At 64.5% G+C, this 25,967-nt stretch carries 24 protein-coding genes and 2 pseudogenes; 7 read left to right on the forward strand and 19 right to left on the reverse strand.

Annotated elements, in window-relative coordinates:
* From AC630_RS19185 to AC630_RS19235, 11 genes and pseudogenes are all read right to left on the reverse strand, one after another.
* A partial coding sequence (locus tag AC630_RS19185; protein WP_143198155.1) for a biotin/lipoyl-containing protein occupies positions 1–301 on the reverse strand: 301 nt, incomplete at its 3' end.
* A gap of 62 nt (positions 302–363) precedes the next feature.
* Positions 364–816, reverse strand: a complete 453-nt coding sequence (locus AC630_RS19190; RefSeq protein WP_083636321.1) for a nucleoside deaminase — start codon at positions 814–816, stop codon at positions 364–366.
* Positions 817–818: 2 nt separating this feature from the next.
* Positions 819–1,121: a DUF5076 domain-containing protein gene (locus tag AC630_RS19195; protein WP_074120045.1), complete on the reverse strand. Its 303-nt coding sequence runs from the start codon at positions 1,119–1,121 to the stop codon at positions 819–821.
* Positions 1,122–1,124: 3 nt separating this feature from the next.
* Positions 1,125–2,530 (reverse strand): annotated as a pseudogene (locus AC630_RS19200) (pyruvate dehydrogenase complex E1 component subunit beta).
* 29 nt (positions 2,531–2,559) lie between these two features.
* Positions 2,560–3,582 carry a pyruvate dehydrogenase (acetyl-transferring) E1 component subunit alpha gene (gene pdhA, locus AC630_RS19205; protein WP_074120046.1) on the reverse strand — a complete coding sequence of 341 codons (1,023 nt, stop codon included), beginning with the start codon at positions 3,580–3,582 and terminating at the stop codon, positions 2,560–2,562.
* 270 nt (positions 3,583–3,852) lie between these two features.
* Positions 3,853–5,370: an aldehyde dehydrogenase gene (gene adh / locus AC630_RS19210; RefSeq protein ID WP_074120047.1), complete on the reverse strand. Its 1,518-nt coding sequence runs from the start codon at positions 5,368–5,370 to the stop codon at positions 3,853–3,855.
* A gap of 293 nt (positions 5,371–5,663) precedes the next feature.
* Positions 5,664–6,623, reverse strand: a complete 960-nt coding sequence (locus tag AC630_RS19215) for a helix-turn-helix domain-containing protein (RefSeq protein WP_074120048.1) — start codon at positions 6,621–6,623, stop codon at positions 5,664–5,666.
* A 216-nt stretch (positions 6,624–6,839) separates the two neighbouring features.
* Entirely contained in the window at positions 6,840–7,157 is a 318-nt protein-coding gene (locus tag AC630_RS19220; RefSeq protein ID WP_074120049.1) for an FtsB family cell division protein, read from the reverse strand.
* Between the two features lie 294 nt (positions 7,158–7,451).
* The gene (locus tag AC630_RS19225; protein ID WP_074120050.1) at positions 7,452–8,003 is read right to left on the reverse strand and encodes an NADPH-dependent FMN reductase; all 552 of its coding nucleotides are present in this window, start codon (positions 8,001–8,003) and stop codon (positions 7,452–7,454) included.
* Positions 8,004–8,302: 299 nt separating this feature from the next.
* A pseudogene (locus AC630_RS48080) lies at positions 8,303–8,946 on the reverse strand (MBL fold metallo-hydrolase); the annotation flags it as partial.
* A gap of 217 nt (positions 8,947–9,163) precedes the next feature.
* Positions 9,164–10,081, reverse strand: a complete 918-nt coding sequence (locus AC630_RS19235) for an AraC family transcriptional regulator (RefSeq protein WP_245330455.1) — start codon at positions 10,079–10,081, stop codon at positions 9,164–9,166.
* 134 nt (positions 10,082–10,215) lie between these two features.
* Here AC630_RS19235 and AC630_RS19240 point away from each other — a divergent pair, with 134 nt between their 5' ends.
* Positions 10,216–10,953, forward strand: coding sequence for an SDR family oxidoreductase (locus tag AC630_RS19240; protein ID WP_074120052.1), 738 nt, complete (start codon positions 10,216–10,218; stop codon positions 10,951–10,953).
* A 79-nt stretch (positions 10,954–11,032) separates the two neighbouring features.
* Here the strand turns inward: AC630_RS19240 and AC630_RS19245 are convergent, their stop codons facing one another.
* On the reverse strand, positions 11,033–12,172 hold the full coding sequence (locus AC630_RS19245) for a zinc-binding dehydrogenase (RefSeq protein ID WP_074120053.1): 1,140 nt from the start codon (positions 12,170–12,172) through the stop codon (positions 11,033–11,035).
* A gap of 40 nt (positions 12,173–12,212) precedes the next feature.
* Complete coding sequence (gene eno / locus AC630_RS19250; RefSeq protein WP_074120054.1) at positions 12,213–13,496, reverse strand: phosphopyruvate hydratase; 1,284 nt, start codon at positions 13,494–13,496, stop codon at positions 12,213–12,215.
* A gap of 174 nt (positions 13,497–13,670) precedes the next feature.
* Between eno and AC630_RS19255 the strand changes: the two genes are divergently transcribed.
* A complete protein-coding gene (locus AC630_RS19255) occupies positions 13,671–14,642 on the forward strand; it encodes a Vgb family protein (protein ID WP_074120055.1) in 972 nt (323 codons plus the stop codon).
* 30 nt (positions 14,643–14,672) lie between these two features.
* Positions 14,673–15,125, forward strand: a complete 453-nt coding sequence (queF, locus tag AC630_RS19260) for a preQ(1) synthase (protein ID WP_074120056.1) — start codon at positions 14,673–14,675, stop codon at positions 15,123–15,125.
* 82 nt (positions 15,126–15,207) lie between these two features.
* Here the strand turns inward: queF and AC630_RS19265 are convergent, their stop codons facing one another.
* The 3 genes from AC630_RS19265 to AC630_RS19275 form a co-directional block, all read right to left on the reverse strand.
* Entirely contained in the window at positions 15,208–16,416 is a 1,209-nt protein-coding gene (locus AC630_RS19265; RefSeq protein WP_074120057.1) for an MFS transporter, read from the reverse strand.
* A complete protein-coding gene (kdsA, locus tag AC630_RS19270; protein ID WP_074120129.1) occupies positions 16,416–17,264 on the reverse strand; it encodes a 3-deoxy-8-phosphooctulonate synthase in 849 nt (282 codons plus the stop codon). The genes AC630_RS19265 and kdsA overlap by 1 nt, the downstream gene beginning before the upstream one ends.
* A 126-nt stretch (positions 17,265–17,390) precedes the next feature.
* On the reverse strand, positions 17,391–17,717 hold the full coding sequence (locus tag AC630_RS19275) for an NIPSNAP family protein (protein ID WP_074120058.1): 327 nt from the start codon (positions 17,715–17,717) through the stop codon (positions 17,391–17,393).
* 197 nt (positions 17,718–17,914) lie between these two features.
* On the opposite strand from AC630_RS19275, the gene AC630_RS19280 reads away from it, so the two are divergent.
* The 3 genes from AC630_RS19280 (at position 17,915) to AC630_RS19290 (ending at position 20,735) form a co-directional block, all read left to right on the forward strand.
* A complete protein-coding gene (locus AC630_RS19280; RefSeq protein WP_074120059.1) occupies positions 17,915–18,589 on the forward strand; it encodes a response regulator in 675 nt (224 codons plus the stop codon).
* Positions 18,586–19,956 carry a sensor histidine kinase gene (locus AC630_RS19285; protein ID WP_074120060.1) on the forward strand — a complete coding sequence of 457 codons (1,371 nt, stop codon included), beginning with the start codon at positions 18,586–18,588 and terminating at the stop codon, positions 19,954–19,956. Before AC630_RS19280 ends, AC630_RS19285 begins: the two co-directional genes overlap by 4 nt.
* Before the next feature lie 116 nt (positions 19,957–20,072).
* Positions 20,073–20,735: a class I SAM-dependent methyltransferase gene (locus AC630_RS19290; RefSeq protein ID WP_074120061.1), complete on the forward strand. Its 663-nt coding sequence runs from the start codon at positions 20,073–20,075 to the stop codon at positions 20,733–20,735.
* 23 nt (positions 20,736–20,758) lie between these two features.
* Here the strand turns inward: AC630_RS19290 and pyrG are convergent, their stop codons facing one another.
* The 3 genes from pyrG to tpiA all read right to left on the reverse strand — a co-directional run bounded on the left by pyrG (position 20,759) and on the right by tpiA (position 23,840).
* Complete coding sequence (gene pyrG / locus AC630_RS19295) at positions 20,759–22,390, reverse strand: CTP synthase (RefSeq protein WP_074120062.1); 1,632 nt, start codon at positions 22,388–22,390, stop codon at positions 20,759–20,761.
* Positions 22,391–22,557: 167 nt separating this feature from the next.
* Positions 22,558–22,944 (reverse strand): preprotein translocase subunit SecG, encoded by a 387-nt coding sequence (secG, locus tag AC630_RS19300; protein WP_074120063.1) that lies wholly within the window; start codon positions 22,942–22,944, stop codon positions 22,558–22,560.
* A gap of 140 nt (positions 22,945–23,084) precedes the next feature.
* A complete protein-coding gene (tpiA, locus tag AC630_RS19305; protein WP_074120064.1) occupies positions 23,085–23,840 on the reverse strand; it encodes a triose-phosphate isomerase in 756 nt (251 codons plus the stop codon).
* A 223-nt stretch (positions 23,841–24,063) separates the two neighbouring features.
* Here tpiA and AC630_RS19310 point away from each other — a divergent pair, with 223 nt between their 5' ends.
* Entirely contained in the window at positions 24,064–25,962 is a 1,899-nt protein-coding gene (locus tag AC630_RS19310) for a SurA N-terminal domain-containing protein (RefSeq protein ID WP_074120065.1), read from the forward strand.
* Positions 25,963–25,967 lie beyond the last annotated feature (5 nt).

Genomic DNA, 25,967 nt, shown 5'->3' on the forward strand with positions numbered 1-25,967 from the left:
CCTTGGGCGGCGCGGCCGAAGCGCTGGGCTTGGCGGCACCAGCGGCCTTCACGTCCTCGCCCTCGCCGGCGAGCACAGCGATCACGTCGTTGACCGGGACATCCTGCGTGCCCTCGGGCACGAGGATCTTGGCAATCGTGCCTTCGTCGATGGCCTCGACCTCCATCGTCGCCTTGTCGGTCTCGATCTCGGCGATGACATCGCCGGATTTGACCTTGTCGCCTTCCTTCTTCAGCCACTTGGCGAGGTTGCCCTTCTCCATCGTCGGCGAGAGAGCGGGCATCAGGATGTTGATGGGCATGCTGACCTCACGAAGAACTTCTCAAAACGTCGTCCCCGACAGTGAAGACGAACAGACCAGGTTTAGTTGCCGATGTCGCCCTGCCACAGGCGCTCATTGGCGGGATTGGAACGCCACGTCTTCATCATGGTGATGGAGCGGTCGTCGGCAAGATCGATCCAGGGGATGCCGAACTTGTCGAGGATGTCCTTGGAGCCCGGGAAAGTGACGGACTCCCCGATCACCACCAGCTGGACCTTGAACAAAGCGAGCGCGCCGGCGCACATCGAGCATGGCGACAGCGTGGTGTACATGACGGTGTCGTGGAAGGAGATCACGCCGGCTTCGCGCAGGCAGCTCATCTCGCCGTGCAGGATGACGTTCTTTTCCTGCACGCGGTTGTTGTGGCCGCGGGCGAGGATCTTGTTGTCGCGCGTCAGCACGGCGCCAATCGGCAGGCCGCCCTGCGCAATCGAAGCCTCCGCCTCGCGGATCGCCTCCAGCATGAAGTCGAAATGGTGGGATTCGATCGCCACGATCAGTGTCCCTTCCCGCGTGGCGTCGTGGTGCCGGTGTCGGTAGGACGCTCGATTTCCGCCTGGAACATCTCGAGGATCCGGCTCAGCGCATCCTCCTCGGTATATTCGCTCTCGCGCGCATAGGCGCGCGCGGCGTGGCGGGCGAGATCGACCAGCAGCAGACCCCACATGTCGGGTTCATCGAAGGCGCGCTGGAACGCCATCGACAGTCCGCCATCCAGCACGAACACGCGCAGGATCTCGACCGCATCGTCGCGGGTGATGACGTCGGGCGGCAGTGGCTGCTCCTTCGGGCCCGCCATGGTCTACCTGTAGCAGATGGCTTTGGCGGCCTCGACCACCTCAGCTGCCGAGGGCAGCGCGAGCTTCTCCAGGTTCGCGGCATACGGCATAGGCACGTCCTTGCCGGAGACGCGTGCGACCGGCGCATCGAGATAGTCGAAAGCGTTTTCCATGATGCGCGCGGCGATTTCGGCGCCGACGCCGCTCTGCGCCCAGCCCTCTTCAACCGTCACGGCACGGCCGGTCTTCTTGACCGAGTTGACGATGGTCTCGGTGTCCATCGGACGCAGCGTGCGCAGGTCGATCACCTCGGCCTCGATGCCGTCCTTGGCCAGCTCGTCGGCAGCCTTCAGCGCATAGGTCATGCCGTTCGACCACGAGATGATGGTGACATGGCTGCCGGAGCGGACGATGCGGGCCTTCCCGATCGGAATCACGTAGTCGTCGAGCTTCGGCACTTCGCCGGTGTGGCCGTAGAGCACCTCGTTTTCGAGGAAGATCACCGGATTGGGATCGCGGATCGCGGCCTTGAGCAGGCCCTTGGCATCGGCGGCCGAATACGGCGCGACGACCTTGAGGCCCGGAATGTGCGAGTACCAGGACGAGTAATCCTGGCTGTGCTGGGCGGCAACGCGCGCAGCCGCACCGTTCGGCCCGCGGAACACGATCGAGCACCCCATCTGGCCGCCAGACATGTAGAGCGTCTTGGCCGCGGAGTTGATGATCTGGTCGATCGCCTGCATGGCGAAGTTGAAGGTCATGAACTCGACGATCGGCTTCAGGCCGGTCATGGCGGCGCCGACGCCGACGCCGGCAAAGCCGTGCTCGGTGATCGGGGTATCGATCACGCGCTTGGCGCCGAATTCCTGCAGCAGGCCCTGGGTGACCTTGTAGGCGCCCTGATATTCGGCAACCTCTTCGCCCATCACGAAGACGTCCGCGTCGCGGCGCATCTCTTCGGCCATGGCATCACGCAGCGCTTCGCGGATGGTCTGCGTCACCATCTCGGTGCCCGCGGCACCTCGGGATCGGGTTCAGTGACGGCGTGCGGCGCGGGCGCAGCCTTGGGCGCGGGTGCAGCCTTGGGCGCGGGTGCCTCGGCCTTTGCGGCGGCAGGGGCTGCGGAGTCCACGGCCTTCTCCTGCGTGGCTGGCGCCGGCGCCTTGGCGAGATCGGCGGCGCTCTCGCCATCGGCGAGGATCGTCGCGATCGGCGTGTTCACCGCGACATCAGCGGTACCCTCGGGGATCAGGATCTGGCCGAGCGTACCCTCGTCGGTCGCCTCGACCTCCATGGTCGCCTTGTCGGTCTCGATCTCGGCGATCACGTCGCCCGACTTGATCTGCTCGCCCTCTTTCTTCAGCCACTTGGCGAGGTTGCCCTTCTCCATCGTGGGCGACAGCGCGGGCATCAGCACTTGAATTGGCATATCGACTCCAAAGGAAAGCTTGCGCGCGTTCAGCGGTAAACGTCGGTCCAGAGCTCGGCGGCATCCGGCTCGGGATCATGCTGGGCAAAGTCGGCAGATGCGTTGACGATGTCGCGCACCTCGGCGTCGATCGCCTTCAGATCCTGCTCGCTGACCTTGGCCGCCAGCAGGCGGTTGCGCACCTGCTCGATCGGGTCCTGGTCGTGACGGACCTTCTCGACTTCCTCGCGCGTGCGATATTTTGCAGGGTCCGACATCGAGTGGCCGCGATAGCGGTAGGTCTGCATCTCAAGGATGAAGGGGCCCTTGCCGGCGCGGCACCAAGCCGCAGCCTCCTCGGCCGCGGCCTTCACGGCGCGGACGTCCATGCCGTCGACCTGCTTGCCGGGGATGTTGAAGGACGCGCCGCGCTTGGAGAAGTCCTGCTGGGCCGAGGCGCGCGAGACCGCGGTGCCCATGGCGTAGCGGTTGTTCTCGATGACGTAGATCACCGGCAGCTTCCAGAGCTCCGCCATGTTGAAGCTCTCATAGACCTGGCCCTGATTGGCCGCGCCGTCGCCGAAATAGCTGACGCTGACATTGTCGTTACCACGATAGTGGTTGGCGAAGGCCAGACCGGTGCCGAGCGAGACCTGGGCGCCGACGATGCCGTGGCCACCATAGAAGTGCTTCTCCTTGCTGAACATGTGCATGGAGCCGCCCTTGCCCTTGGAATAGCCGCCGCGGCGGCCCGTGAGCTCGGCCATGACGCCGTTGGCATCCATGCCGGTGGCAAGCATATGGCCGTGATCGCGATAGCCGGTGATGACCTGATCGCCCTGCTTCAGGGCCATCTGCATGCCGACCACCACGGCCTCCTGGCCGATATAGAGATGGCAGAAGCCGCCGATCGCGCCCATGCCGTAGAGCTGGCCGGCCTTTTCCTCGAACCGCCGGATCAGAAGCATGTCGCGGAGCGCCTTGAGTTCCTGTTCCCTCGTGAATTCCGGGGGCGAACCGCCGTTGGTCTTGTCCTGTGCAGCGCCTGCGGCGGCTTTCTTGGGTGCGGCCATGGGAATTCCGGGTCAGAGAAAACTTCTGTCCTCTCTAACCCAACTCAAACGCCCTTGGAAAGCACCGCGGCGGCATGGCTCGACTTTCATTATGCCGCACTGCAACGTGGCCGAAACTTTGCAAAACCTTCGGCGCTGATCAGGCAACAAATCGATCGTGGCCGGCGCGCGCCGCAGATTCGTGACGACGTCAAGAAACGTTGCGACAACCATGTCCCGACATTCAGAGAGGGCGGCACCGAAACGGCCCCGCCCTCTCCGCTTGCTCGATCAGAAGAAGCCGAGCTTCTTCGGGCTGTAGCTGACCAGGAGATTCTTGGTCTGCTGGTAGTGATCGAGCATCATCTTGTGGGTCTCGCGCCCAACGCCCGACTGCTTGTAGCCGCCGAACGCGGCATGCGCGGGATAGGCATGGTAGCAGTTGGTCCAGACCCGACCGGCCTGGATGGCTCGGCCGAAGCGGTAGCAACGGTTGGCGTCGCGGCTCCAGACACCGGCCCCTAAGCCATAGAGCGTATCGTTGGCGATCGCGAGCGCCTCGTCGTCGGTCTTGAAGGTCGTGACCGAGACGACGGGGCCAAAGATCTCCTCCTGGAAGATTCGCATCTTGTTGTGGCCCTCGAACACCGTCGGCTGTACGTAGAAGCCGCCGGCGAGGTCGCCTGCGAGCTCGGCGCGTCCGCCGCCCGCGAGTACTTTCGCGCCTTCCTGCTTGCCGATGTCGATGTAGGAGAGGATCTTCTCCAGCTGCTCGCCAGAGGCCTGCGCGCCGATCATGGTGTCGGCCGCGCGCGGATCCCCCTGCTTGATCGCGGCGACGCGCTTGAGCGCCCGTTCCATGAAGCGGTCATAGATGTCGGCGTGGACCAGCGCCCGGCTCGGGCAGGTGCAGACCTCGCCCTGGTTGAGCGCGAACATGACGAATCCTTCGATCGCCTTGTCGAAGAAATCGTCGTCCTCGGCGGTGACGTCGTTGAAGAAGATGTTCGGCGATTTGCCGCCAAGTTCCAGCGTGACGGGAATGAGGTTCTGGCTTGCATATTGCATGATCAGCCGGCCCGTCGTGGTCTCGCCGGTGAAGGCGATCTTGGCGATGCGCGGGCTGGATGCGAGCGGCTTGCCGGCCTCAAGGCCAAAGCCGTTGACGATGTTGAAGACACCGGGCGGCAAGAGATCGGCGATGATCTCGGCCCAGACCATGATCGAGGCCGGCGTCTGCTCGGCCGGCTTGAGCACCACGCAATTGCCGGCGGCGAGAGCGGGCGCGAGCTTCCAGCAGGCCATCAGCAGCGGGAAGTTCCAGGGGATGATCTGGCCGACCACGCCGAGCGGCTCGTGGAAATGATAGGCGATGGTGTCGTGGTCGATCTCGCCGATCGATCCCTCCTGCGCGCGCACCACGCCGGCGAAATAGCGGAAGTGATCGATCGCGAGCGGCAGGTCGGCGGCGCGGGTCTCACGGATCGGCTTGCCATTGTCCCAGGTCTCGGCAATCGCAAGGCGCTCAAGATTCTCTTCCATGCGGTCGGCGATCCGGTTCAGGATCGCGGCACGCTCGGCGACGCTGGTGCGCCCCCACGCGGCCTTGGCTGCATGCGCTGCGTCGAGGGCGGTCTCGACGTCGTGATGATCGGAGCGCGCGATCTTGCAGACGATCTGGCCGTTCACCGGCGAGGCGTTGTCGAAATACTTGCCGGAGATCGGCGCAACAAACTTGCCGCCGATGAAATTGTCATAGCGTTCGGCGAAGGGAACCTGGGTGACGCCGAGGAATTCCACCTTGTTCATTTGATCACTCCCGATGTTGATGTTGCGCGATCCATCGTGTGTTCACGACTTGCGCTGACGATCTCGCGGGAAGTGTTTGCTGTCAGCCCGGGCGGGAGCGATGGCCGGGCCAACCTGTCGCAGTTCTGCGACAGGTGATGCGGCTGCCTCCACCTACTCAGCCCTCATCCTGAGGAGCGCGCCCTTGCGCGCGTCTCGAAGGATGGCCGCGGACACCAGCCGGGCCTGCATGGTTCGAGACGGCGCTTGCGCGCCTCCTCACCATGAGGGGACAGATCTAGTGAAATCGAAGCTCAGTGCTTCAGCTCGAACCGCTTGAGCTTTCTGTGCAGCGTGGCACGGCTGACGCCGAGGGCCTTGGCGGCCGCCGAAACATTTCCGCCTGCGCGGAGCAGCGCCCGCTGCAACACGGCGCGCTGACCGCCAGCCAGATGGTCTCGCGCGGTATCGCCGCCGAGCAAATCGGCCGCGGGCACCGGCTGCAACGCCCGGCCCGGCGCGAGTCCGAGGGCCACCCGGGCAGACCGGGTCGCGCCGATCACGAGATCGTCCGCATCGACCGCGACGAGACCGCAGGACTGGCCGTCCCCGCCTTGCGTCAGCACGATGCGGGCATGGGCGAAGGCGCGGCGGAACAGGTCGGCCTCGATGCGCCTGGCCGCCTCGCCTGCCGCAAGCGCGATCAGGCTGGAGAACGCGTCGGTGCGGTCGGCGCGGCAGGAGGAGACGTCGAGCACGCCCGCGAGCGCGGCCTCGTGGTCATAGATCGGAACGGCCGTGCAGCTTAGAAGCGTGTTGCGGGTGAAGAAGTGTTGGTCGCGGTCGATCGTCAGCGGCCGCTGCTCGACGAGGCAGGTACCGATGCCGTTGGTGCCCTCGTGCTCCTCGCTCCAGAGCGCGCCGGTCCACAGGCCCCATGATTGAAACGTGGCGTCGTCCGCCGGCGTGCCGCGCCGGTCGACCGGCACGCCCTCGCCATCGGCAAGCAGCACGCAGCAGCCGCTCGCGCCGACCGCATGATAGAGCCTGTCCATGGCGCCTTGCGCGGCGGCGAGCAGCGGGGCGATGCGCTCGCGCGCCTGGTGCAGCTCGGCTTCGGTCAGCCGCATCGGCGCGCTGCGGCCGGCGGGATCGAGATGATGCAATCGGGACGAACGGCGCCATGAAGCCACGAGCGCGGAGCGCGCGGCCTGGCCTGACGCAATGGCGGCCTCGACACGGGCCGCGTGATGCCGGGACATTGGCCCATTCATCACTGTTTCCTCCGGTTGACAGCCTAGGCTGTGCCGGCACGGCCCGGTTGATCTGCGTCAACCTGGGGCGACAGCGACAGAAGCCATGAGCCCGTTGTGGCGCCGCGGTCAAGGCGGCAGTCCGGTTCCAGGGCTACGACTTTCGGTAGGATTGAGATGCGCCCGTCGGTTTTAGGCAACAGCTTTCGCAGCCGGTTTCGAAAGCTGCGGAAAGCGCTAGTTCGCCGGGATCATCCGAACGAGATCATGCGGATTGACGTAGTCGAGCTGGAAGCGTGCCCGCTCGTCCAGCATGTCGGGGTCGATCTTGTTGGTGCGCAGCAGCGACACGCGCTGCTCGCTCCTGGCACGCTCGCGCTTGAGCTGCGCCAGCTCGCTCGTCAGCGCGATGATCTCCTGGTCGAGCTCCTGGCGGGCGTTGAGGCCATATTTGCCGGTGTACGCGTTGACGCCGAAATAGCCGACGATGGCCGCCGCCATCGCATAGAGGGCGAGACCGGTCAGGATCGATTTCAGACGTGCGCGGGAGACCATTTTGGGAAGATGGGACAGGTTGGTTAAGGGAATGCTAAAGGCCGTCCTGTCCTGCGATCCGTAGTCCGCTCAACCCTCATGGTGAGGAGGCGCGCAAGCGCCGTCTCGAACCATGCAGGCCCGCTGTACCCGCGGCCATCCTTCGAGACGACCGCTGCGCGGTCTCCTCAGGATGAGGACTTTCTGTGCGGCCGCAGGCAAAGGACGTGGATGGCCGGGACATCCAGCGCGAAGACGCGCTTCGCGCTTTTGCCCGGCCATGACGGAGAGTTGGGTAGCCTTGGGCGGAGAGCCTCAGCCGTGGTGCTTCGCCACGTGGGCTGCAAAGGCGTCGATATAGGCCTGGAGCACGGGCTTCAGCGATTCCTTGACCAGCTTACCCTCTGCATCGAAGGCGTCGCCGACGGCGGTCAGGTAGATTTCCGGCTGCTGCATGATCGGGCCGGCAATGCCCGGCAGGATGTTCTGCAGGTTCTTGGCGGCGTTGACGCCGCCGAGCGGGCCCGGCGAGTTCGAGACGATGCCGACCGGCTTGCCGTTAAAGGAGCTCTTGCCATAGGGCCGCGAGGCGACGTCGATGGCGTTCTTCAGCACGCCCGGGATGCCGCGATTGTATTCGGGGGTGACGAAGATAATGCCGTCCGATTTCTGGAGCTTTTCGCGGAAGGCCAGCCAGTCCGCAGGCGGCGCGCCCTCGAGGTCCTGGTTGAAGAACGAGATGCCCGCCGGCGTGATGACCTCGAGCTTGAGCGAGGCCGGCGCGAGTTTTGCGAGCGCGTTGGCAATCTTCAGCGAGAAGCCGTCCTTGCGCAGGCTGCCGGCGATCGTGACGATGTTGTAGGCCATGGGTTGTCCTTGAAGGCATGAGCGAGAGTGGCAGGGCGACACTTAAGCGATCCGGATCGATGGATGCAAGTGCATGAACCGGCTCGATTTGGAAACGCTGAGTTTCTCGAATTCGAACTGTCAGGCCCGTACCCCTGATGGAGCGCAGCGCAATCCGGGGTTCTTGCCACAGGCTAGAACCGCCCCGAATTACGCTTCGCTCCATCCGAGCTACGCCGCTGAGTTTCCCGGAATCGTCTTCCAAAACAATCGGGCCGCCAAGCGGCGGCCCGATTTTCCGTGCAAATCTGCAAATCGGCTCAGATCGTCGGATTCCAGGCCGTCGGGATCAGGCGATTTTGGCGCCGTCCTTCTCGACATGGCCGACCGAGGGGAAGGTGAAGTGGAAGCCAACCACGGTCGCCTTCTCTGCCGCCGCCATGTCGTAGAACTTGTGGCGCGTCTCCTGCGCCATCGCGGCATCGTTGTCATAAGCCACATGCCAATCCGGATTGCGCAGGAAGAATTCCGGAATGTTGGTGACGTCCGACTGGATCAGGACCTTTGCATCGCCCGACGCTACCGCGAACGAAGTGTGACCCGGCGTGTGGCCAGGCGTCGCGATCGAGGTGATGCCCGGCGCGACCTACTTGCCCCAATCGTACCTCGTCACCTTGGACTCGAGGCCGGCAAAGGTCTTCTTCACGTTGGCGAAGTAGTTCTTCATCATCGCGCTGGACTCGGCCTTCGCCGCGTTGTCCTCGCTGGTCCAGAACTCCCAGTCCTTGCTCGGCACCATGATCTCGGCGTTGGGAAATGCCATCGAACCGTCGGCCAAGCGGATGCCGTTGGTGTGGTCGGGATGCAGATGCGAGAGCAGCACGATGTCGATGCTCTTCGGATCGACGCCGGCGGCCTGGAGGTTTTGCAACGTGCGGCCGACGGCGCCCTTGCTCGCTTTCAATGGCGGCGGAATAATCTCCCGCTTAGCTCAGAAGGCAAGACGTCTTTTGGCTGACCTGCCGTCGCGCATCACGACAATTTATTTGGGTTGGTGAGGAATTTTTCGCCGGTGGCACGTTTGGCGTACATTCCGATGTTAGCGGGATCGGTCTTGGTGCAGAGGCCGACAAAGGATGAGTTCGTCGCCTGACGGCCCCAGACCGACACCGTCCGACACGTTAGAAGTCGGCAATTTCACGCCAGTATCGCTTCGGCGCATGGCCATAGACTCGTTTGAAGGCATGTCCGAAAGCGCTCTCCGACGAATATCCCACCTGAGAGGCTGTCGCCGAAATGGTCGCTCCACGTCGCAGCTGATCGCATGCGAGTCGCATGCGCCATCGAAGCAGGTAGTCGAGCGGTGGTAGGCCCACCAGCGACTTGAACCGCCTAGAAAACGCGGATCGCGACATGGCGACCGCGTTGGCCAATGCCTCCAAAGTCCAGGGGCGAGCGACATCGTTGTGCATCAGCCTGATTGCCTTGCCGATCCTGGTATCGACCAACGCGCTGATCCAGCCGAATCCCTCGCCGGCGCTCTGGTCCAGTGCCGCGCGGAGCACCTGGACGAGCAGGACGTCGGCGAGCCTGTCGGTGAGAACAGCCGCGCCGATTTGTGTTCCCCTGATCTCAAGGTCGAGAATCTGCAGCGTGGAATGAATGACGGATGCCGAAGGACTGCGCGACGGTATGAGCAGAAAACGAGGCAGCGCATCGAGCAACAATGCGGCGTCTGAAGCATCGAAGGCAAAACTACCGGCAAGCAGAACGGTATCGTTTCCCCCGTGGCGCGCAACATCCGACCGCGTCCAATCGAACGTCGTTATCCCGTCTTCGGGCACGAGGCCTTCATCATTGGCCAAAACATATGCCGGTGCATTAGCAAGAAGAAAACAATCGCCGGTGGCGAGCCGGTGGTGTGCTTCGTCGCTAAAGTCGATCCAACAATCACCCCGGATGACCGCACCGAACTTCAGGGCAGGTTTTGCCGGGAACCGATACGACCAATTGCCGCTTGCCTCGAACCTGGTGCAACGCGCGGCGCGAACGTCAAGGAGAGCGAAGACTTGAGAAAGTGGGTCCAGGGCTGGGTCCAACGCTTGGTCCAAGGGCTAATTGGAGGACTGATCGGAGGCTTGATCCGATCTCGACGATTTTCAAGCACTTCGAGCATAGATCATCCTCGCCCCCGATGCGAAGTTCATCTCGCAATGAGCTGGATGGAGCACCCATGACAGGTATCGCAGGCAAGGTCATCGCCATTACCGGAGCCAGCAGTGGAATCGGCGAAGCCACCGCCAGACATCTTGCAGAACGCGGCGCTGTCGTGGTCCTCGGCGCAAGGCGCTTCGACAGGCTCGAAATGGCGGTCGCGAGCATCGCGTCACAGGGCGGAAAGGCGTTGTGCCTCGTTACCGACGTCAGGCGGCGCGAGGATGTCGCCAGGCTCGTCGAATTCGCAATGGACCGCTACGGAAAGCTGGACGTCCTAATCAACAACGCAGGGATCGCCCCGATTTCCCGTCTGGACGATCTGAGGGTCGACGACTGGGAAGACATGATCGACGTGAACGTGAAGGGCGTGCTTTACGGAATCGCGGCGGCCTTGCCCGTGTTCCGCCGCCAGGGCTTCGGCCATTTCGTCAACACGCTGTCGACCGCCGGCATCAAGATCGTTCCGACGATGGCAGTCTACGCGGGATCGAAGAATGCCGTCAGGGCGATCTCCGAAGGGCTTCGTCAGGAAGCCGGCCCGTCGCTGCGGGTGACGACCATTTCGCCCGGTTATGTCGACACTGAGCTACCGTCATCCATGACGGATTCCTCCTTGCGCGACCAAGGGGAACTGAACATGAAGGCGATGGCAATTCCGGCGAGCGCCATCGCAGAAGCAATCGCTTTCGCAATCGGTCAGCCGGACAACGTGGACGTCGGCGAGATTGTCGTTCGGCCGACCGCCCAGGCATAATATCGATCAAGCCCGGATCGGACGGCGCGAACACCCCTCGCTTCGCTCAGAACTCTTCCTGGCGGCCTGCGGTCGCACATCACGACGATTTATTCGGGTTGATGAGGAATTTTTCGCCGGTGGCTCGTTTGGCGTACACCGCGATGTTGGCGGGATCGAGCGCCTCCTGGAGCGACACCACCTTGGTGTAGTGGCTCGCAAAGGTGGTCTTCAATTCGTCGACCACGCGCTGACGCAGCTTTGCCCCGTCTGCCGGCCCGATCTTCATCAGGAACGGAAACAGCAACCAGCCGCCGACGCCCCAGGCCATGCCGAAGCCGCGCGGCAGTTCGATCGGGCGAACATCGAGTGCGCCGTAGACGTAGACCTGCTTGTGCACGCTGGAGCCGTAACGGCTGTATTCCTTGGCGGTCTTGTTGATCGCGGCTTCCATGCAGTTGAGAATGTCGCCGGCAAGCTTGCCACCGCCGATGGCGTCGAAGGCGATGGTGGCACCGGTTTCGACCAACGCATTGGTGAGGTCGCCGAGGAAGCTCGGCGCCGTGGAATCGACGACGTATTTTGCGCCGATCTTGTGCAGGATGTCGGCCTGCTCCTTGCTGCGCACGATGTTGACCAGCGGGATGCCGTCCTTGATGCAGATCTTGTTCAGCATCTGGCCGAGATTGGAGGCGGCGGCGGTGTGCACCAGCGCCTTGTGGCCCTCGCGCCGCATGGTCTCGGTCATGCCGAGCGCGGTGAGCGGATTGACGAAGCAGGATGCGCCTTCCGCCGGCGTGGTGCCTGATGGCAGCGGCAGGCACTCGCGCACTTTCAGAGTGCGGTACTGCGCATACATCGCGCCGCCGATCATGGCGACGGTCTTGCCCATCAGCGCCTTCGCGGCGTCCGACGAGCCGGTCTTGATGACGACGCCCGCCCCTTCGTTGCCCACCGGCATGGACTCATCGAGCCGGCCTGCCATCGCCCGCATCGCGCCCTCCGGCACCTTCGCGGTGATGACCGGGGCATCCTTGCCGCCCGATGCCTTCGCCGTGCTCATATCGGCTGCGCCGATCAGGAGCCCGAGGTCGGACGGGTTGATCGGTGCCGCCTCGACGCGAACGACCACCTCGTCCGCGGCAGGCTCGGGGGTCGGCACGTCCAGAAGCGAGATTTCCAGCTCTCCGCTCTTCTTGATCAGCGAACGCAGTTGCAGGCCAGTCTTGCCGTCGCTCATGTCGATCCTCCCCTTGTCCGTTTGCGCGCGAGGCGCTGGCTTATGCCAGCGCCTTCAGTGCCGCCGTGCCGCCATAGAGCGCCTGCTTGCCGAGCTGCTGCTCGATGCGCAGGAGCTGGTTGTATTTGGCGGTGCGATCGGAACGCGCAAGGGAGCCGGTCTTGATCTGACCGCAATTGGTGGCGACCGCGAGGTCCGCGATGGTGGAATCCTCGGTCTCGCCGGAGCGGTGCGACATCACGGAGGTGTAGCCGGCCTTGTGCGCCATCTCGACGGCGGCGAGCGTCTCGGTCAGCGTTCCGATCTGGTTGACCTTGATCAGGATCGAGTTGGCCCGGCCCGCCTTGATGCCTTCGGCGAGGCGCTTGACGTTGGTAACGAAGAGATCGTCGCCGACGAGCTGGCACTTCTTGCCGATCAGGTCGGTGAGCTCCTTCCAGCCGTCCATGTCGTCTTCCGACATGCCGTCCTCGATGGTCACGATCGGATAGCGCGAGACGAGGTCGGCAAGGTACTTGGCCTGCTCGGAGATCGAGCGGGTCTTGCCCTCGCCTTCATAGACGTACTTGCCGTCCTTGAAGAACTCGGTCGAGGCGCAATCGAGGCCGATCACGATGTCGCTGCCCGCCTTGTAGCCGGCCTTGCCGATTGCGTTCATGACGAACTCGAGCGCGGCGTCGGCCGACGGCAGATTCGGCGCAAAGCCGCCCTCGTCGCCGACATTGGTGTTGTGGCCGGCCTTCTTCAATTCGGACTTCAACGTGTGGAACACCTCCGCGCCGTAGCGCAGGCCCTCGGCGAAGGAGGACGCGCCGACCGGCAGGATCATGAACTCCTGGAAGTCGATCGGATTGTCGGCGTGCACGCCGCCATTGATGATGTTCATCATCGGCACCGGCAGCAGCCGCGCCGAGGTGCCGCCGACGTAACGGTAGAGCGGCATGTCGAGCGAGTTCGCGGCCGCCTTGGCGCAAGCGAGCGACACGCCGAGAATGGCGTTGGCGCCAAGCCGGCTCTTGTTCGGCGTGCCGTCGAGATCGATCATGATCTGGTCGATCTGGGCCTGCTGCTCGACATCGAGGCCGCTCAGGGCCTCGAAGATCTCGCCGTTGACGGCGCCAACCGCCTTGATGACGCCCTTGCCGAGGTAGCGGGCTTTGTCGCCATCGCGCAGTTCCACCGCCTCATGGGCGCCGGTGGAGGCGCCGGAGGGCACGGCGGCGCGGCCCAGCGCGCCATCTTCCAGCACGACGTCGACCTCGACGGTGGGATTGCCACGGCTATCGAGAATTTCGCGGCCGATGATGTCGATGATGGCGGTCATGATATGCACTTCCGTTCGTTAGGGCTGATCGGTGCCGCGGGTCTTACACGGAGCGCAAGCAAATGTGAACGCTTGGACGGCCTCCTTCGACTGACGCATGAAGTGCCCGGGACTAAGCTTGACGGCATCTGATCTGCGCGTCCAACCTCAATCTGAAACAGTCGGGGTAACGCCATGAATCGCCGCCAGTTTCTTGCCTCGAGCACCGCCCTCCTCGCCGTCCGCCCAAGTTTTGCGCAGGAAGGCCCATTCCGGACAAAATATTACCCGATCAGCGCCGGCATCGGCCTGCACGACCTTGCCCCCGCTCCGGACGGCACGGTCTGGTTCACGGCCCAGGGCAAGGGCATGCTCGGCAGGCTGGATCCCCGGGATGGCACTTTCAAGACGGCCAGCCTCGGCCAGGGCGCCGCCCCGCACGGCGTGACGATCGGCCCCGACGGCGCGCCCTGGATCACCGAAGGCGGCCAGAACGCGATCGCGCGGGTCGATCCTTCCGACCTCAAGGTCACGCTGTTCCGCCTGCCCGAGAAATTCGCCTACGCCAATCTCAACACCGGCGTGTTCGACAAGGAAGGCACCTACTGGTTCACCGGCCAGTCCGGCTATTACGGCCGACTCACACCGAGATCGGGCGAGATGGACGTGTTCAAAGCGCCCAAGGGCGTCGGCCCCTATGGCATCACCGTCACGCCCAAGGGCGATGTCTGGTACGCCTCACTCGCCGGCAACTACATCGCCAAGATTGATCTCGCCACCGGCAATGCTGCCGTGCTCGAGCCGCCGACGCCGAACCAGGGATCACGGCGCGTCTGGTCGGACTCGAAGAGCCGGATCTGGGTCAGCGAGTGGAACAGCGGCCATGTCTCGGTGCACGATCCCGCCGACGGCTCCTGGAAGACCTGGAAGCTGCCGGGCGAGCGTCCCCGGGCCTACGCCGTCTATGTCGACGACAAGGACAAGGTCTGGCTCACCGACTTCTCAGCCAACGCGATCGTCCGCTTCGATCCCGCCACCGAACGGTTCAACGTGTTCGCGAGCGACAAGGCCAATGCCAATGTGCGCCAGCTCGACGGGAGGCCGGGCGAGCTCTGGGGCTGCGAATCCGGCAACGACCGGGTGGTCATGATCCAGACGATCGCCTAAAGAAGCGTCCCCAACAGGACGCGAAACACGATGGCGAAAAAATCCCTGCAGCTCGGCCGTGCGGTCGAATGGCCGCACACACCGGAAGAGGCCCAGCTCGACCGCGTACCCAACCCGCAGGCGGGCACGGACTATCTGGTGCGCTTCACCGTGCCGGAGTTCACATCGCTCTGCCCCGTCACCGGTCAGCCAGATTTCGCGCATCTGATGATCGACTACGCGCCCGGCCAATGGCTACTGGAGTCGAAGTCGCTAAAACTCTACATCGCAAGCTTCCGCAACCACGGCGCCTTCCACGAGGACTGCACGGTGATGATCGGCAAGCGGATCGCATCCGAGATCAAGCCGAAATGGCTGCGCATCGGCGGCTACTGGTATCCGCGTGGCGGCATCCCGATCGACGTGTTCTGGCAGACCGGAAGGGTGCCGAAGGGCCTGTGGGTGCCGGAGCAAGGCGTCGCGCCCTATCGCGGGCGGGGGTAGATTCTCGCGCGTCCTGGACGCGATGCAGCGCGAAGCGATGCGCCCAGAGCGGGACCTAGCGCAGATGTACTTAGGCACTCCGTCAGATCCGCGCGTCCGACGGTGCCCGCGGCTTGAGCAGGCGGGCGCAGACGAGACCCAGCGCGACCATGATCGCGGCGCTCGCGACCAGTGTCGGCATCTTGCCCGCGTGCTGCAGTCCGAGGCCATAAGCGAGCGGCCCCACCGTCTGCCCCATGAAGAAAAAGAACGAATGCAGCGACAGCGCGGTGGCGCGCGCCTCAACCGAGAGCTCGCTGGCAAACACCTGGAGGCAGCCATGGGCCATGTAGAAGCCCCAACCCATCACGATGAGGTTCAGCGCCTGGACCTCCCAGCGCGGGCCGAAGGCGACGGCGACGAGTTGCGAGGCGACCAGCGTCATGCCCGCGATCATCATGCCCTTGACGCCGAGCCAGGGCAGCAGGCGCGATACCGTCAGCGTGTAGAACAGGCCGCCGACCGCGAATCCTGCGATGACGATGCCGGCGATCGAGAGTGAGGTCTGCCCGAGCTCGAACAGGAACGAGGCGATATAGGGAAACAGGCCGAGCACACAGCAGCCTTCGACGAACACGGCCGAAAAACAGACATAGGCGTTCGGATTGGTGAAGATGGTGCGATAGCCGGCCTTCAGCGCGGACAGGCTCGTCTTCGGCGGATGCTTGACCTTGGCGCCGTGAAAACCGGCAGCCACTGCGATCGAGGCGGCGATGACGAGCCCGCCGAGCACCGCCAGCACGCCGCGCCAGCCGAGAAAGTCGCCGATCAGGCCGGAAGCCGACGCGCCGAGCAGATTGCCGGTCATCGCGCCTGCAAGCGTGCGGCTGATCGCAACCTGTCGCTTCTCCGGCCCGACGAGATCGCTGGTCAGGCTGAGCGCCACCGGAAACACGCCGCCGGAGCCGATACCGGCAAGAATACGGGTGGCGAACAGGACCGAGAACGAGGTCGAGAGCGCGCCCAGGATGTTGGCAAGGCCGAGCAGCGCGAGGCAGCCGATCATCAGCCGCGTCTTGCCGAAGAGATCGGCGGCGGCGCCGACAATCGGCTGGATGATCGAGAAGGTGAAGGCGAACACCGCGGCAATGCCTGCGGCGGTCGCGATGCTCACGCCAAAATCCTCGGCGACGTGCGGCAGCACCGGATCGAGCGCGCGCGCCGACAGCGCGGCGGCAAAGCTCGCACCGGAGATGACGTAGAGCGCTGTTGGCAAGCCGTGATCGTGCGGCCGAGCCTCGCCTTGCTGCATCAGCGCGGGTTCTTTGCGAGCGCGTCGAACGCCATCAGCGTGCGGATCAGCCCCTCGAACTCGCGCAGCGGCACCATGTTGGGGCCGTCCGATGGTGCGCTATCAGGGTCGGGATGGGTCTCGATGAAGACGCCGGCGACGCCGACCGCCACGGCCGCGCGCGCCAGCACCGGCACGAACTCGCGCTCGCCGCCCGAGGAGGTCCCCTTCCCGCCGGGCTGCTGCACCGAGTGGGTGGCATCGAAGATCACCGGCGCCCCGGTGGTGCGCGCCAGGATCGGCAGCGCGCGCATGTCAGAGACCAGCGTGTTGTAGCCGAACGAGGCGCCGCGCTCGGTGACGAGCACCTTGGGATTGTTCGCGCTCGTGATCTTGGTCACGACATTCGCCATATCCCAGGGCGCGAGAAACTGCCCCTTCTTGACGTTGACCACCTTCCCCGTCGCTGCGGCCGCAAGCAACAGATCGGTCTGCCGGCACAGGAAGGCCGGGATCTGCAGGATGTCCACCGCTTGCGCCACCTCGGCGCATTGCGTGGCCTCGTGCACATCGGTCAGCACCGGCAGCCCAAGCGAGGAGCGAATCTCGGCGAAGATCGGCAGCGACTGCGCGAGCCCGAGGCCGCGCGCCGCCGACGCGCTGGTGCGGTTGGCTTTGTCGAACGAGGTCTTGTAGACGAGGCCGACCTTCAGCCGCGCGGCGATCTCCTTCAGCGCGGAGGCCACCTCCAGCGCATGCTGGCGGCTTTCAAGTTGGCACGGCCCGGCAATGATCGAGATCGGCAGATCATTGCCGAATTTGACCGTGCCAATGGCGACGACCGGCGCCGCTGACGTCGAAGAGCTCAAAGCGAATTTCCCTCGTTTCGCCGCGACCATAGCGGCGACGAGGGGCGGATCAACCCCATTCGCCCCGGGGCGTTCGAATATCAGGGTTGCGCCGGGGTTCCCCGCAGCGGCCCGTGCCGGGAGGTGCTACTTCACCGACGAGAAGGCCGTCGGCGTCAGCAGCTGGCTGACGATATTACCGACGATTTGGCCGTCGGCCTCCGACTTTGCCCGCGCCTCCATCCAGTCCGGATCGATCACGAACGCGCCCCACTTCTTCTCGCGCTCGGCGAGCGACTCCCAGGCCAGGAAATAGGTCAGCTCCTGGTTGGATTCACCGATCAGCGTGGTGAAGAATCCGGCCTGACGGATGCCGTGCTTCTCAAACAGCTTCAGCGTGACCGTCTCGAACCGCTTCAACAGCGCCGGCAAGCGGCCGGGCACGCAGCGATAGACGCGCATTTCGTAGATCATTCTTGTTTCCTCCCTGTTCAGGTCCGGCGGTTATAATAGCTGGCCATGGCGGTGTCTTGAGCCCCGCCCCGGTCGCCCCTGTGGCGTTTCGCGCATGACAAGACGGGCTGTGGGGCCAGTTCGCACAGTTGGTTCCCGCAATGCTGCCGCAATGATCGTGCCGCTAGATGTGCTCAATGCGGTTCAGGTGCCGGATCATGCGGATTTTGCTTGTCGAGGATGAGGCGGAGATGGCGGGCGCACTGGCGTCGGCGCTGAAACGCTACGACATGGTGGTGGATCACGCCCCCACGCTTGCCGAAGCGGAAGAGGCCATTTCCGCCGAGGTCCATACCGCCGTCCTGCTCGACCGCCAGCTTCCCGACGGCGACGGCCTCACCCTGATCCCAAAGCTTCGCGCCCGCGCCGACGGCGTGCCGATCATCGTCCTGACCGCCCGCGGCGAGCTCGCCGACCGCATCGCCGGGCTCGACAGCGGCGCCGACGACTATCTGGCAAAGCCGTTCGCGGTCGAGGAGCTGCTGGCGCGCCTGCGCGCCGTGCTGCGGCGGCCCACCGGCCTCACACCGGACGTCATCCGCATCGGCCGCCTCGCCTTCGACGTCGGCCATCGCGAGGCCAGCATCGACGGCCAGCCGTTCGAGCTGCCGCGGCGCGAGCTCCTCGTGCTCGAAGCCCTGATGCGCCGCATGGGCCGGACCGTGCTGCGCTCGGCGCTGGAAGAGGCCGTCTACAATTTCGACGACGAGATCCAGTCGAATGCGCTGGATACGCATGTCTCGCGGCTACGGCGCAAGCTTGCCGAGTCTGATGCCGGCGTGGAGATCCACAGCATACGTGGCGTCGGCTATCTCCTGAAGAAGCTGCTATGAGCAAGCACGACGATCCCTATAGCCTGCGTTCGCGCTTGAGCTGGCGCCTACTCTCGCTCCAGGCCGCGCTTCTGGTTGCGCTGGTTGCCGTCGTCCTCGCAGCGCTGTCTGCGTCAGGCTTCGTGCTGGCCGGGCGGGATGAGGATCGCGTGATCGACGTCGTGCAGCGCGCGCTCGCGCGTGACGCGCAAGATGGCCTGATCCTGCGCCAGACCCCCGAGCTGAAACAGTTGCGTGACGAGACGCCCGATCTCTGGTTCCTGGTCCGCGACAAGCAGGGGCATTCGCTGAGTGAAGGCGCCGTGCCCTCCGAATTCGCCGCGATCGGCAGCGGCCTCGACCAGATCAGCCAGGCACGGCTCGGCTGGCAGCTCTTCGAGGATGATCCGCGCAAGCCGGCGGCGCGGTTGAAACGGGTCGACACCGACGCCGGCAATGTGCAGGTCATTACAGCGACGCAAGGACGGCTGACCGGCGCCAAGGCGCTGTTCATGACATCGATTGCGCTTCTTGGCATCGCCCTGCCCGGCCTGCTCCTGATGGGAACGGCGACCTTCATCGCGACGCCGATGATCGTGCGGCGTGCCTTCAGGGGCCTCAACACGACGGCGGACCAGGCCCGCCGCATCGACATCCATCAGCGCGGCGCGCGGCTGTCTCTGGACAAAATCCCGCTGGAGGTCGTGCCGCTCGTAACCGCGGTCAATGACGCGCTGGCGCGGCTCGACCAGGGCTACGCTCGCCACAAGCGCTTCGTCGCGGACGCCGCGCACGAGCTGCGCACGCCGATCGCGATCCTGAACACGCGGCTGGAATCGCTCCCGTCAGGTCCGGACAAGACCCGGCTCCTGGAGGATTCTGCACGGCTGGCAACACTTGCCGAGCAATTGCTGGACATCCAGCGGCTCGACCGCTGCGGCCATCCATTCACGCGCGTCAATGTCGTCTCCATCGCGCAAAGCGTGGCTGCCGACCTCGCACCACTGGCGATCGCCGCCGGCTACGAATTGGCGCTCGATGCGCCCGCGACGCCGATCGAGACGACCGGCGATGCGGCCGCGCTGGAGCGCGCGCTGACCAATCTCGTGCAGAATGCGATCCAGCACGGCCCGCGCCGCGGCACGATCGGCATTCGCGTCAGCAGACCCGCGTGCATCGAAGTCACCGACGAGGGCGCCGGTATTCCGGCCGATCAGCGCGAGATGATCTTCGAGCCGTTCTATCGGGTCACCCCGCTCGATCGGGGCGCCGGCCTCGGTCTCAACATGGTCCGCGAGATCGTGCTCCTGCACGGCGGCCAGGTCTCGGTCACCGACGAACCGGACGGCGGCACCTGCTTCAGAATGACACTGCCGCCAAGCCGGTAGAGTTGATTCAATCCGCATCCGCCACTCATAGCGCAATGTTGTCGCAATGCACTCCCGCGACACTGGATTCGCCTCACCTTTCGTCTGCGAGGCATAACCTTGATGCCGGAGTGCGCATGCCCAACGATTTCCTCTCGTTCTTCCTGTCCTGGATGTCGGCCCCGCGTCGGGTCGGCGCAATCGCACCGTCAGGCGCGGCGCTTGCCGATCTCATCACGCGCGAGATCACCGCAGCGACCGGTCCAATCATCGAGCTCGGTCCCGGCACGGGCGCGTTCACCTACAGCCTGCTCAAGCGCGGCGTGCGCCAGGAAGACCTCACGCTCATCGAATACGGCTCGGACTTCATGAAGCTCCTGCAACTGCGCTTTCCCGGCGCGCGCGTTCTGTGGATGGATGCTGCGCGGCTGGCGGCGGAGCGTCTCTATGACGGTGCGCCCGTCGGCGCGGTGATCAGCGGGCTGCCGCTGCTCAACATGTCGACGCGCAAGGTCGTCTCCATCGTCGGCGGTGCGTTCACCCATATCCGACCGGGCGGCGCCTTCTACCAATTCACCTATGGTGTGAGCTGCCCGATTCCGCGGCCTGTGCTCGACCGGCTCGGCTTGCGTGCAAAACTCGTCGATCGCGCCATGTTGAACGTGCCGCCCGCCGCCGTCTACAAGCTGACGCGACGGCCGCAGATGAAGCTCGTCGCGGGATCGTTTGCGCCCGACGTTTCAACGCCAGTCACGCCGCGGCGCTTGCAGCTGGAACCCGACTGCACCGCCGCGCCCTAAGAGCGATGACTGGAGCTAAGCGATCAAACCAATCGGCTCTGCACCATCGCCGCCTGAATGAACGACGCAAACAGCGGGTGCGGCTCGAAGGGGCGCGACTTCAGCTCGGGGTGGAACTGGACGCCGATGAACCAGGGATGGTCCTCGTACTCGACGATCTCCGGCAGAACGCCGTCAGGCGAGAGGCCGGAGAATTTCAGCCCGTGCTGCTCGAGGCGATCCTTGTAGGCGGTGTTGACCTCGTAGCGATGCCGGTGACGCTCGGAAATCTCGGTCGCGCCGCCATAGACTTGCGAGACGCGGCTGCCGCGATTGAGGGTCGCGGGATAAGCACCCAGGCGCATCGTGCCACCGAGATCGCCAGCCTGCGAGCGCTTCTCGAGCTCGTTGCCGCGCAGCCATTCCGTCATGAGGCCGACCAGCGGCTCCTTGGTCGGGCCGAATTCAGTGGAGTTGGCGTCCTCGATGCCGACGAGGTTTCGGGCGGCCTCGATCACCGCCATCTGCATGCCGAAGCAGATGCCGAAATACGGCACGTCACGCTCGCGCGCGAACTGCGCCGCCTTGATCTTGCCCTCCGCGCCGCGTTGGCCGAAGCCGCCGGGCACGAGGATGCCGTTGACGTGCTCGAGGAATGGCGCGGGATCTTCCTTCTCGAAGATCTCGCTCTCGATCCAGTCGAGATTGACCTTCACCTTGTTGGCGATGCCGCCATGCGAGAGCGCCTCGATCAGCGATTTATACGCATCCTTCATGCCGGTGTATTTGCCGACGATGGCGATGGTGACGTTGCCCTCGGGATTGCGAACGCGCTCGTTGATCTGTTGCCAGCTTTGCAGCTCCGGCGAAATCCGCGAGCCGATGCCGAAGGCGGCGAGCACTTCGTCGTCGAGGCCAGCGGCATGATAGGCCTCGGGCACAGCGTAGATGTTGTCGACATCACGCGCCTCGATCACGGCGCTTTCGCGGACGTTACAGAACAGGCCGAGCTTGCGCCGCTCTTCCTTCGGGATCTCTCGGTCGGTGCGGCAGAGCAGGATGTCGGGCTGAATGCCGATCGAGCGCAGCTCCTTCACCGAGTGCTGCGTCGGCTTGGTCTTCAATTCGCCGGCGCTCGGAATGTACGGCAACAGCGTCAAATGGATATAGACGGCATGATCGCGCGGCAGCTCGTTCTTGAGCTGGCGGATCGCTTCAAAGAACGGCAGGCCCTCGATATCGCCGACGGTGCCGCCGATCTCGACCAGCACGAAGTCGTAGTCGTCGTTGCCGGAGAGGACGAATTCCTTGATGGCGTTGGTGACATGCGGAACCACCTGGATGGTCGCGCCGAGATAATCGCCGCGGCGTTCCTTGGTGATGATGTCCTGGTAGATGCGCCCCGTGGTGATGTTGTCGGCCTTGGTCGCAGGCCGGCCCGTGAAGCGCTCGTAGTGACCGAGATCGAGATCGGTTTCCGCGCCGTCATCGGTCACGAACACTTCGCCGTGCTGATACGGCGACATCGTTCCGGGATCGAGGTTGAGATAGGGGTCGAGCTTGCGGAGGCGGACCTTGTAGCCCCGGGCCTGCAGCAGGGCACCGAGTGCCGCTGAAGCCAGACCCTTGCCGAGCGAGGAAACCACGCCGCCGGTGATGAATATGTACCGCGCCATGGGACTTAACCTCTAATCCCTCGAATTCGATTCGCCAAAGCGATTCGTATTCCGCCCCAAAGATTTTGCGGGCCTGTGAGTGAGCCAAAACTAAGAGTAGTGACAGAGCCTTGATGGGGATTCCTGATGCAGGACGGTAGAAGCCGCCCTGCATGGCCCCCCCTGCTTTATTGCGAGCGAGGCACCTGCGGGCCGCTCGGTGCCGGGGCCTGCTGCTGCTCATCGGCCTTCTTCAGCGTATCCAGGATGCCGCCCGAGGTCGGCGGTGCGATCGGCGATCCGCCGGCCGGCTGGGTCTGCGACGCCGGCTGGCCGATGATCGACGAAGGCTTGCGGTCGTAGCCCGCATACCAGGACAGGAACAGGCTGGTCAGGAAGAAGCCGGCGGCGAGAATTGCGGTGGTTCGCGACAACAGATTCGCGGTGCCACGGCTCGACATGAAGCCCGCGCCTCCACCCATCCCGAGGCCGCCGCCTTCCGACTTCTGGAGCAGGACGGCGCCGATCATGACAGCGACGATCATGAGGTGGATGACGATGACAACAGTCTGCATAGTATCCTTCCGTCACAAGCCGACAGCGCCGAGACGGCGGCCGATCGCGCTTCGCGGGTTTTCCTGAAGTTGCGCGGTGTTACACGATCGGGAGGGGCATTGCCACCCCCGATCGGCCGGGACCTGCGCTTTACACCTAGCTAGGGGCAGCCCTTGGCGATCGCAAGGAAATCGGCCGCTTTCAGGCTGGCCCCGCCGACCAGCGCGCCGTTGACGTTTTTCACCGCCATCAGCTCGGCCGCGTTCGAGGGCTTGACCGAACCGCCATAGAGGATCCGCATCCTGGCCCCGTCGGCCTTGAACCGGGAGGTCAGGAATTCCCGGATAAACCCATGAATCTGCTCGACATCCTTGGCCGTGGGGGTCAGGCCGGTGCCGATCGCCCAGACCGGTTCATAGGCCACGACCAGATTGGCGGCGTGGGAGCCGTCCGGCAGCGATCCGTTGAGCTGGCCGCGCAGGATGTCCAGGGTCTGGCCGGCATCGCGCTGACCTTGCGTCTCGCCGATGCAGACGATCGCTGTCACACCGGCACGCCAGGCGGCCTCGGCCTTCTGCCGGATCAGGGCATCGCCCTCGCCGTGGTCGGCGCGGCGTTCGGAATGGCCGACGATGATGGCGGTCGCGCCCGCATCCGCCAGCATTTCGCCAGCAATATCGCCGGTATGGGCGCCGGAAGCCTTGGGATGACAATCCTGTGCTCCCACCGCGACCTTCTGGCCCCGCGCTTTCTCGGCGAAGGCCGCGATCAGGGTTGCCGGCGGGCAAACCAGCAGGTCGGCCTTGGCGCTCACGTCTGCCCCACCCTTGAGCATGGCGTCGAATTCGGCAGTCGCGGCCTTCAGGCCGTTCATTTTCCAGTTGCCGGCGATCAGCGGTCGGATGGCGTCGGTCATGTCAATTCCCAGCAAAATGAGGTTTGTGCATGCGCTAGCAGAGGAGCCGCGGCAGTTCCAGAGACCAGGGGCTTTTAACCGCAGCCGCGAACGAGCGCGTGGCCTGAGGTTGCGGGGGGGAAAGCCGCCACTTTATGATGATCTATCAATTCGGTGACGCGCTTTTGCGGAATCTGCATTAAGACGCGCTCCCGTTCCCCTCCTGCCAAACAAGTTGGACCAAATGCTTCGAGGAATGCGCAAGGCCTCATCAAACTGGCTCGGCAAAACCATTATGGCCGTGGTGATGGGCGTATTGATCATCAGTTTCGGCATTTGGGGCATCGCCGACATCTTCCGCGGCTTCGGACAGTCCACGGTCGCCAAGATCGGCAGCACCGAGATTTCGCTGAACGAGTTCCGCCAGATCTATACCGACCGCCTGCAGCAGATCAGCCGCCAGTTCGGCCGCCCGCTGACGCCCGACCAGGCGCGCGCCTTCGGCCTCGACCGCCAGGTCCTGCAGCAGACGATCGCGGAAGCCGCGCTCGACGAAGAGGCGCGCCGGATCGGCCTCGGCCAGTCCGACGAACAGATCCGCCAGCTCATCATGAACGACCCCAACTTCAAGGGCGTCAACGGCAACTTCGATCCGAACCGTTTCCAGGGCATGATCCGCAATTTCGGCTACACCGAGCAGCGCTATGTCGCCGAGCAGCGCAAGGTGTCGCTGCGCCGGCAGCTCACCGGCACGATCGGCGCCGGCCTCGAGCCGTCGAAGACCTTGATCGACGTGCTGACGCGCTTCCAGAACGAGCAGCGCGCCATCGAATTCGTCAAGCTCGACGCAGCCCAGGCTGGCACCATTGACGCCCCCTCGCCCGAGGCGCTCGCCGCCTATTTCGAGGATCACAAGGTCCAGTTCCGCGCGCCTGAATATCGCAAGATCGCCTTCGTCGTGATCTCGCCGGAAGAGATCGGCAAGTGGAGCGACGTCTCCGACGAGGACGCCAAGAAGATGTTCGAGCAGCGCAAGGACCGGCTCGGCACGCCGGAGAAGCGCCAGATCCATCAGATCGTATTCCCCAACGCTGCAGACGCGCAGGCCGCCCGCGAGCGACTCGTCGGCGGTGCGACGTTCGAGGATCTCGGCAAGGAGCGCGGGCTCACCGCGTCCGACGTCGATCTTGGCCTCGTGACCAAGTCTTCGCTCGACCCCGCGGTCGGCGATGTCGCCTTCTCGCTCCCCGCAGGTGAGATCAGCCAGCCGATCCAGGGCCGCCTCGGCACGTCCATCGTCAAGGTCGACAAGATCGAGCCGGGCGTCGAGGCGAACTACGCAAGCCTCGCCGGTGACATCAAGCGCGAGATCGCGACCGAGCGGGCGCGCGTCAAGGTCGCCGATCTCCGCGACAAGATGGAAGATGAGCGCGGAGGCGGCTCCAGCGTGATCGACGCGGCGCAGAAGCTCGGCCTCACCGCCGTGACCATCGACGCCGTCGACCGCTCCGGCCGCGGCCCGAACGGCCAGCCGGTCGCCAACATCCCGCAGGGCCTCGACGTGGTGTCGCAGGCTTTCAACACCGACGTCGGCGTCGACAACGACTCGATCTCGTTCAAGGGCGGCTATGTCTGGTACGACGTGCTTGCCATCACACCCTCGCGCGATCGCAACCTCGACGAGGTCCGCGACCAGGTCGAGGCGCGCTGGCGCCAGGACCAGATCGCCGCCAGGCTGAAGACCAAGGCGACCGAGATGGTGCAGAAGCTCGAACAGGGCGGCAAGCTCGCCGACGAGGCCGCGGCGATCGGCCTCAAGGTCGAGACCGCGACCGGCTTCAAGCGCGACGACACGCCCGCCGGCGTGCCCGCAGCCGTCGTTGCGGCCGCCTTCCGCACCGGCAAGGATGGTGTCGGGCAGACGGCCGTGAACGGTGGCAGCGAAGTGATCGTCTTCCGCGTCACCGACATCGTCGATCCCGCACTCGATACGACCTCCGACGCGGCCAAGAAGCTGAAGGACAGCCTCGACCGCGCACTGACCGAGGAGCAGGTCGCGTCCTACGTCAACAAGCTTGAAACCGACATCGGGACCACCATTAATCAGGCCGCCTTCGCGCAGGTGACCGGCGCGAACCAGTGAGTTGA

Origin of the sequence: Bradyrhizobium sp. AS23.2 (assembly GCF_001908185.1) — a bacterium.
Classification (GTDB): domain Bacteria; phylum Pseudomonadota; class Alphaproteobacteria; order Rhizobiales; family Xanthobacteraceae; genus Bradyrhizobium.